This window comes from Sphaerospermopsis reniformis (genome assembly GCF_005402885.1).
Taxonomy (GTDB): Bacteria; Cyanobacteriota; Cyanobacteriia; order Cyanobacteriales; family Nostocaceae; genus Sphaerospermopsis; species Sphaerospermopsis kisseleviana.
Genome location: NZ_BJCE01000230.1, coordinates 1 through 8,496 on the forward strand (window position 1 = coordinate 1; position 8,496 = coordinate 8,496).

The 8,496-nt window shown below is 40.9% G+C and carries 6 protein-coding genes and 2 pseudogenes; 5 read left to right on the plus strand and 3 right to left on the minus strand.

Annotated elements, in window-relative coordinates; genetic code table 11:
* Positions 1 to 207, plus strand: a pseudogene (locus tag FFR48_RS22370) (hypothetical protein); the annotation flags it as partial.
* Here FFR48_RS22370 and tig read toward each other — a convergent pair.
* Complete coding sequence (gene tig / locus FFR48_RS22375; protein ID WP_137668885.1) at positions 176 to 1,576, minus strand: trigger factor; 1,401 nt, start codon at positions 1,574 to 1,576, stop codon at positions 176 to 178. The pseudogene FFR48_RS22370 and the gene tig overlap by 32 nt on opposite strands.
* Positions 1,577 to 2,545: 969 nt before the next feature.
* Here tig and FFR48_RS22380 point away from each other — a divergent pair.
* On the plus strand, positions 2,546 to 3,571 hold the full coding sequence (locus FFR48_RS22380; RefSeq protein ID WP_137668886.1) for an aspartate-semialdehyde dehydrogenase: 1,026 nt from the start codon (positions 2,546 to 2,548) through the stop codon (positions 3,569 to 3,571).
* On the opposite strand, the gene FFR48_RS22385 is transcribed toward FFR48_RS22380, so the two are convergent.
* Complete coding sequence (locus FFR48_RS22385; RefSeq protein WP_162501940.1) at positions 3,559 to 3,723, minus strand: hypothetical protein; 165 nt, start codon at positions 3,721 to 3,723, stop codon at positions 3,559 to 3,561. The genes FFR48_RS22380 and FFR48_RS22385 overlap by 13 nt on opposite strands.
* Positions 3,724 to 3,810: 87 nt before the next feature.
* On the opposite strand from FFR48_RS22385, the gene dapA reads away from it, so the two are divergent.
* The 3 genes from dapA (at position 3,811) to FFR48_RS22400 (ending at position 7,670) form a co-directional block, all read left to right on the plus strand.
* Positions 3,811 to 4,695 (plus strand): 4-hydroxy-tetrahydrodipicolinate synthase, encoded by an 885-nt coding sequence (gene dapA / locus FFR48_RS22390; protein WP_137668887.1) that lies wholly within the window; start codon positions 3,811 to 3,813, stop codon positions 4,693 to 4,695.
* A gap of 304 nt (positions 4,696 to 4,999) precedes the next feature.
* Positions 5,000 to 6,772 carry a ribonuclease J gene (locus FFR48_RS22395; RefSeq protein WP_137668888.1) on the plus strand — a complete coding sequence of 591 codons (1,773 nt, stop codon included), beginning with the start codon at positions 5,000 to 5,002 and terminating at the stop codon, positions 6,770 to 6,772.
* Between the two features lie 511 nt (positions 6,773 to 7,283).
* Positions 7,284 to 7,670: a Mo-dependent nitrogenase C-terminal domain-containing protein gene (locus FFR48_RS22400; RefSeq protein ID WP_137668889.1), complete on the plus strand. Its 387-nt coding sequence runs from the start codon at positions 7,284 to 7,286 to the stop codon at positions 7,668 to 7,670.
* Between the two features lie 98 nt (positions 7,671 to 7,768).
* Here the strand turns inward: FFR48_RS22400 and FFR48_RS22405 are convergent.
* Positions 7,769 to 8,496 (minus strand): annotated as a pseudogene (locus FFR48_RS22405) (peptidase C14); the annotation flags it as partial.

Here is an 8,496-nt window from a genome sequence, read left to right on the forward strand (position 1 = left end):
GCGCACAAGCAGCAATCCCCATTCACCTGTGCGCACTCGACTGCACCCGTGTACCTGTCCTCTGTCATCAGTCCGCAGTCCGCATTCCTCAGTCCCCAGTCCCCGGTCACCAGTCACCTGTCACCAGTCACCAGTCCCCAGTCACCAGTCACCAGTCCCCAGTCCCCAGTCACCTTTACTCAGGACTGGTTGTTTCTGCTTCTGTAGCCGTTTCTGCTTCTGAATCAGTTTCCTCTTCTGTGCTTAAAGAACCTTCGGGTACAAGTTCTATGGATGAGTTAGCCAGCAACCAATCCATGATTTTCTCATTTACTAGCTGTGCTTCTACCAAAGATTGCAGTCTTACTGCATCTATATCTTCATCAGCGTACTCTTCTAAGAGTTCTTTAACTTTAGCGTTGACTTCCTCAACTGTGGCTGTGATTGATTCCCGTTTACCGATTTCTTCTACAGCCAAAGAACGTTTAAGGCGTTCTACTGCGTCTGGTTCTGAACGCTCGCGCAATTGATTCAGGATTTCTTGGGTGAGAAACTTTCTCACATCCATTCCCTGCTCTGACAATTTCATGATTGTCTGTTTGATCATGGCATCAACTTCGTTATCTATCAAAGTTTTTGGCAAATCAATTTCTACGTGCTTGAGCAGTTCCGCTAATAAAGCTTCTTGCTGATTGGTTTTGGTTTGCTCTTGGGCTTCTTTTTGATAACGTTCTTCTAAGGATGTCCGTAATTCTGCTAAAGTTTCAAAATCACTGACTTCTTGAGCAAAGTCGTCATCTAATGGTGGTAGTTCTTTTTCCTTAATTTCTTTGAGTGTCACTGTAAACAAGGCAGCTTTACCGGCTAATTCTTGACTCGCATAAGGATCTGGGAACTGGGCGGAAATTTCTCTGGTTTCTCCAGGGTTCATTCCTACCATACCGACTACAAAACCAGGGATAAATTTATCTTCCTGCAATTCGACTTGAAAATCTGCTGCTTCTCCTCCTGGAATGGGTGTAGGTTCTGCTGCTTCGTCTTCACCTTCACCTTTAGCCAACACACCTTTAAAATCTACTACTGCCACATCTCCTATTTGGGCTGCTCTTCCTTCTACGGGAATTAATGTGGACATTTTCTGCCTTTCCTGATCTAACACTGTATCCACCCGTGTTGGATCATGTTTGATTTCTTCGGCTTTGACTTGGAATCCTGTATACTGCTGGATTTTGATTTCTGGTTCTACATCCACCGCCGCAGCAAAGGTCAAGGGTTCTCCAGGTTTATAATTATTAATCAAATCATCAAAGGATGACACTAATCTCGGTTGGCCAATCGCCTTAATGTCTTCTTGTTTGACTGCTTGCTCTACAACTTCGGGAATTAGTTCTTCCAATACCGATGCTTTGATGCGACTGCTTCCTAGACGCTGTAATAATACCTGCCGGGGTGCTTTGCCTTTGCGAAACCCAGGAAGATTTACAGTAGCACTTAAATTTTTGATTACCTGTTCGTATTTTTGTTGGGTAACTTCCGCTGTAATTTCTATTTCTAGTCCAATTTGGCTTTTTTCAAGTTTTTCCTGGGTTACTTTCATGCTTTGTCTCTGTTTTTTGGTGTTGTCATTTTTGATAGTACACACAAGCTGCGTATATCTCGCTTATTAACTTGATGTGCAACACAAAACTTATACTAATCGCTCATATTAAGATTAATAGAGGGATTTTTTAGGTTATACATCAGTTTTGTGCAGTTGATGGATTTTTTGACGAAATCAGACAAAATAATTAGATAATTAGATAATTAGCTATCCAGTAATCGTCTTTTAAGCATCCTCAACTCCGGGCTTAGGGGCTGCGCTCTTCAGCAGATATCTAGTTTACTGCCAATAGCACAGAAATTTACAGATCCTTCCAGTTTTTCTGCTATATCTTTACTGATAGGATATCTCAGTCGATTTTTCAGAATTTCTCATTTAAACGTTGTTTAGTCCTAAAAAATCTGCTTAATGATCTTTAATTGATGGCTGTTACTGCGGTCATGATAGGTTAGACGCAAAATGTTACCCAGATTGTTCAGGTTGTGATATCCTGTCAACATGGTAGATTCTCATGGTAGCACTGTTGCCTAACAATACTTGTCTGCTCTCAAGAGAGAAGGATAAGATCAAACCCCCAATCTCAAACCCAGTAACCGCTTCCCAAACCTACTCACCACTGGGAGATGGTTAACTAAGCAGTCTGGTGTTGCCAAGGTTGTACCATTGATTCTATCAACCTAATTAATGGTTAGTCTATTCATTTTACCCTTAGTTTGGAGTTTGTTGTATGGTAGTGTATAATTCAAAGTAATACAGGTTAAATGGTAATTATTGTCAAATAAAATCAAAATATAAATAAAATATCCTAAAATCCAAATTCTTTAGATATTATAGATATCTACTAAATTAGAAAAAAACTCATTAAGTATTCAAATTTCTTTGATTGCTCAATGTTGCCATTATAGATATTTTGAGTATTAGAAAAAACTTAGTAACCTTAGTAACCTCTTAAAGAAGGAGTCGAATTTGTCTAAATCCTATCGTGTAGCTATTTTGGGTGCGACTGGTGCTGTAGGTACGGAGTTGCTGGAATTACTAGAAAGTCGTAATTTCCCCCTGGCGGATTTAAAATTGTTAGCATCAGAACGCAGTGCAGGAAAGACGCTCAAGTTTAAAGGCGAAAATCTTGTAATTGAGGCAGTCAGCGATCGCTCTTTTGCAAATGTTGATATTGTCTTAGCTAGTGCTGGTGGTGGAACTTCCAAAACCTGGGCTGGGGTAGCTGTAGACAAAGGAGCAGTGGTAATAGATAACTCTAGCGCCTTCCGTATGAACCCGGATGTACCTTTGATAGTTCCAGAGGTGAATCCCCAAGCCGCAGCCGAGCATAAAGGCATTATTGCCAATCCCAACTGCACCACAATTTTAATGACGTTGGCAGTTTGGCCACTGCATCAAGTAAAACCAGTAACAAGGATTGTAGCGGCAACTTATCAATCTGCCAGTGGTGCTGGTGCAAAAGCAATGGAAGAAGTGAAAATTCAATCCAGTGCTATATTACAAGGACAACAACCAGTAGCTGAAGTGTTACCTTATCCGTTGGCGTTTAATTTATTTCCCCATAATTCCCCAATGACTGATATAGGATATTGTGAGGAAGAGTTAAAAATGGTCAACGAAACTCGGAAAATATTTGGTAGTCAAGACATCAGAATTACTGCTACTTGTGTACGGGTTCCCGTACTCCGCGCCCATTCCGAAGCAATTAACCTGGAGTTTGACACACCTTTTAGTCCAGATGAAGCAAGAGCAATTTTAAGCAATGCGCCTGGTGTGAAATTGGTGGAAGATTGGCAGAAAAATTATTTCCCCATGCCTATAGAAGCTAGTGGTAAAGATGAGGTTTTAGTCGGCAGAATTAGACAAGACATTTCTCATCCTTGTGGCTTAGAATTATGGTTGTGTGGCGATCAAATCCGTAAAGGTGCGGCTTTAAATGCGATACAAATCGCCGAATTATTAGTAGAAAAAAATCTACTTCAGAATGGGTGATTGGTGACTGGGGACTGGTGACTGGGGACTGGTGACTGGTGATTGATGACTGGGGACTGGTGACTGGGGACTGGGGACTGGTGATTGATGAATGAGGACCTGTTACTGGGGAATGGTGACTGGTGACTGGGAAAGAAAGATGAATAAACCAATAACCAATAACCAATAACTAATAACTAACAACTAACAACTAACAACTAACAACTAACAACTAAAGACAAATCAGGAGTGAAAAACGGGTGGTAGATTTTGGTACAGTGATAACGGCAATGATCACGCCGTTTAAAGCAGATGGTAGTGTTAACTATGAAGTAGCTGGAAAATTAGCAGCAAATTTAGTTGACAATGGTACAGATACATTAGTGATATGTGGAACAACAGGTGAATCTCCCACGTTAAGCTGGGATGAAGAGTATCAACTGTTTGTGGAAGTGTTGCAAGCGGTAGCAGGGAAAGCAAAAGTAATTGCTGGGTGTGGTTCAAATTCTACCAAAGAAGCGATCGCAGCAACCGAAAAAGCAGCTAGAATAGGAGTACATGGTTCTTTACAAGTTGTACCTTACTACAACAAACCACCCCAAGCAGGACTATACAAACACTTTCAGGCGATCGCTCAAGCCTGTCCTGACCTACCGATGTTGTTATATAATATTCCTGGTCGGACTGGTCAAAATTTGAGTCCAGAAACAGTTGTGCAATTAGCACAAATCGACAACATTGTGGGAATTAAAGAAGCCAGTGGTAACTTAGATCAAGCTAGTGAAATTCGCCGCTTGACACCACAGGAATTTCAGATTTACGCTGGAGATGATTCTTTAACCTTGCCTCTGTTAGCGGTTGGTGCTAAAGGTGTGGTGAGTGTGGCTTCTCATCTGGTAGGTAATCAACTAAAACAGATGATAGAGTCCTTTAATGTAGGCAACATTCAAATTGCTACTGAGATTCATTTACAACTATTCCCTTTGTTTAAAGCTTTATTTTTAACAACAAATCCCATTCCTGTTAAACAAGCATTAAAACTTCAAGGTTGGAACGTTGGTTCAGTTCGTCCACCGCTGTGCGAAGCTGACGCAGAAATCTGTCAGAAGTTAGAGGATGTGTTGCATAAACTCAGTTTAATCTGAGCGCCAATATATTGGATACTAGCCAGATGCTGGTTTCCCAGATACTTATAAATAAAAAGTAATAATTGCTTCTAGGTCGCAATTTAAACATCTGTGCTACAACTGAACGATATAAGAATCTTTTTTGATAAGAAGCTACGGGAACGGGGTCAATTACTTTTATTTATTCAATACCAAATTGATTGAATATCAGAAGTGGAAATTGGCTATTTTGACATTGAATTATATAGACATTTGATGTTGTCTTTCATACAAGAACGCTAACTATCAACTGATTAACAACTCACACAACATACAGGAGAAAATGGCTAGAAACGAAGCTAACTCAGCCCTGAAAATTATTCCATTGGGCGGTTTACATGAAATAGGAAAAAATACCTGTGTTTTTGAATACGAGGATGAAATCGTCCTCTTGGATGCAGGGTTGGCTTTTCCCACCGAGTCCATGCACGGAGTAAATATTGTACTACCTGATACAACTTATTTACGGGAAAATCGCCATAAAATCAAAGGCATGATCGTTACTCATGGTCATGAAGACCATATTGGTGGTATTGCTTTTCACCTGAAACAATTTGACATCCCCGTAATTTATGGACCAAGATTAGCAATGGCCATGTTAGAGGGGAAATTAGAAGAAGCAGGAGTACGCGATCGCACAGAATTAAGAACAGTTCTTCCTCGTGATGTCGTCAGAATTGGTAAAGCCTTTTTTGTCGAATACATCCGCAACACCCACTCTATCGCTGATAGTTTTACCGTTGCTATTCATACTCCATTAGGTGTAGTTATCCATACAGGGGACTTTAAAATTGACCATACCCCTGTAGATGGCGAAAAGTTTGATTTACAGCGCCTAGCGGAACATGGGGAAAAAGGTGTACTTTGCTTGTTAAGTGATTCCACTAACTCAGAAGTACCAGGATTTACACCTTCTGAACGTTCCGTTTATCCCAACCTTGACCGGGTATTCTCCCAAGCTAAAGGGCGTTTATTTGTTACTACCTTTGCTTCCAGTGTGCATCGGATCAATATAGTGTTGCAACTGGCCAAGAAACATAACCGAGTAGTGACAGTTGTGGGACGTTCAATGCTAAATTTGATTGCCCATGCCCGGAATTTAGGTTATATCAAATGTGAAGATAGCCTATTTCAACCCTTGCATACTGTCCGGGGTTTACCGGATGAGAACGTACTGATTTTAACAACAGGTTCTCAAGGTGAGTCAATGGCGGCCATGACTCGCATTGCTAACAAAGAACACCCCCATATTAAAATTAGAGAAGGAGATACAGTTGTTTTCTCTGCTAACCCCATTCCTGGTAATACCATTGCGGTGGTGAACACCATTGATAAATTGATGATCCAAGGCGCTCATGTGGTCTATGGTAGAGATAAGGGCGTTCACGTTTCTGGACACGGTTGTCAAGAAGAACAAAAACTCATGCTGGCTTTAACTCGTCCTAAGTTCTTTGTTTCTGTTCATGGTGAACATCGGATGTTGGTGAAGCATTCGGAAACTGCTCAGAGTATGGGCATTCCCAAAGAAAATATGGTGATTATTCAGAATGGGGATGTGATAGAACTAACTGAAGAATCTATCCGTGTTGCGGCTAAAGTAGCTTCGGGTATTGAACTGGTGGATACAACGAGTTCTGGAATGGTGAGCGCCAAAGTGTTGCAAGAACGGCAAACGATGGCTTCTGAAGGACTGGCGACTATTGCGGCTGCTGTTGATTGGAATGGTAAACTGTTGGCTAGACCAGAAATTCACCTGCGGGGTGTGGTGACAAGTATTGAGCGATCGCTGTTATTGAAATGGGTACAGCAACGCATTGAGGAAATTTTGCGGGTTCGTTGGTCTGAGTTTGTGACGGGAAATGAACCCAATGATATAGACTGGGGCGGTTTACAAGGCACTTTAGAGAAGGAGTTGGCCCGTTCTCTGCGTCGGGAGTTACAATGTCAAGCTTCTGTGACTTTGTTGCTGCAAGTTCCTGAACAACCGCCTGAACCTGCTGTGAAGGTTTCTGATGGTAGAAGACGGCGGACTCGTTCTACTGCTGTGGCTTCTTAATTAGCTAAAACTATTCCCTATTCCCTATTCCCTATTCCCTGCCTCAACGAAGGGACTTTTTCAGCAAACCCTACTTAGGGCTTGCTGAATAAACCCGTGCGTTGGGCGGCTCCGCCGACTTGTAGTAACTGGCGTTAATACACTATAAATAGCAACTTGCAACATAATCACTGTATTAGATAGCGTATAAACAGCATTTATAATTGTTACTTGACCTATAAACATTAAGTATGTTAAGTTTTGTAATAGTTACAGCCAAACCCGTCCAAAGATAGAGGTCTTAATTAAAATTTAAAGAGTGTCAAGTTATGAAAAAGATTAGCTAAGTGGAGTACACATTTTAAGGAAATTGAGTTTAACTTGACGTAGTAATACACAGATTCTGATTTTCAGTAGCTACTCGCACTTTTTCCAGAATTTCCGTCAAAATACTATTCTCCCGGACAGAGTGATTGTCATATTGTATATTCATCAGTAAGGTGAATACCCTCATAAAAAGAGAGGAATAACCATGAAGGCATTTGAAAGTACCACAAAAAATATTTTTTTCACAAGCTTGGTATCGCTCCATCAAGCAGAGACGAATAATACCAATAAAGCTAATGTCACAGAGTTACAGGCTTCTCATTCTCATTCAGGTTGGGATTTCCTGCGTCCTTTGCGAAATTGGTTGGATACTTTAAAAGTAGGCGATCGCCAATTTGCTCATCGGGTGTGTAGATTAATTCCCCCTCAATGTCCTTTTGAACGTGATGTCAAATTGTTTGGGAAAGTCTTGTTTCACATTCCCCCAATGTGTAAACTAAATCCTTTATATGAAGAAGTTGTAGGTTTAAGATTTCGCGCCCTGTGCTATCTAGCTGATGAATGTGGCGAAGATATTTCACAATATTGTTAAGTCATACAACAGGAGGCAGGGGGCTGGAGGCAAGAGTCAAGAGGCAGGGGAGATAACCCCCAATCACCAATCACCAGTCCCCAGTCACCAATCCCCAATCACCTAGTATACTGATTGCGCCATTTTTCAATCGCATCCTGAGCGTCTTCATAAGCGATGGTTTGCTTAGGAACTAAAGTAGCAGTGGCAATGGCAGTGTTAAAATCTCCTTGTGCAGCACGGTTTTTAGCCAATTCTAAAATTTGTTCACTCCATTGATTAATAGATGTTTGGGCAATTTCAAACCCTGGTTGTCCTGGTGGTACTTTTTTCGCTACTTCAATCGCTCGGTTATAAGTAGAAGCTTGTCCTGGTCGAACTAAAGCCTGAGCAGCATCCAACAAAGTTTGATTACTTAAATACTGCTTGGCTTCTAATTGCCATTTTGCAATTGATGTTTGCGCTTGGCGATAAAAGGCTGTATTTTTATTAATTAATTCCGCAGTAGCTATAGCATCAATATATTCTCTCTGGTTAGCCTGTTCCTGGGCTAAATCTAAAATCATTTGACTCCAAACCTGAATATTTTTTTGTGCTTGTTGATAAAGCGGTGTACCGGGTGAAATTTTTTGAGCAGAGGCGATCGCTTGACTCAAATCACCAGATTTATTTGGACTCAGAGACATTTTCTCTAGTTCCAAAATTGCTTGATTTCGCTGTTGGGAATCAAAATTGGAAACTACAGAATTTGTGGGTGGTTGAATTGTTTCCACCGTAGCAGGAATAGGAGGTAAATTCTGGGAAAATTCCTGGTTATTAGTAGTATTATTTAGGGATGCTGATAATT

What these genes read in the sequence shown, in the direction of transcription:
- tig (WP_137668885.1), bottom strand. Translation starts at nt 1,576, where the DNA reads ATGAAAGTAACCCAGGAAAAACTTGAAAAAAGCCAAATTGGACTAGAA.
- FFR48_RS22395 (WP_137668888.1), top strand. Translation starts at nt 5,000, where the DNA reads ATGGCTAGAAACGAAGCTAACTCAGCCCTGAAAATTATTCCATTGGGC.
- FFR48_RS22400 (WP_137668889.1), top strand. Translation starts at nt 7,284, where the DNA reads ATGAAGGCATTTGAAAGTACCACAAAAAATATTTTTTTCACAAGCTTG.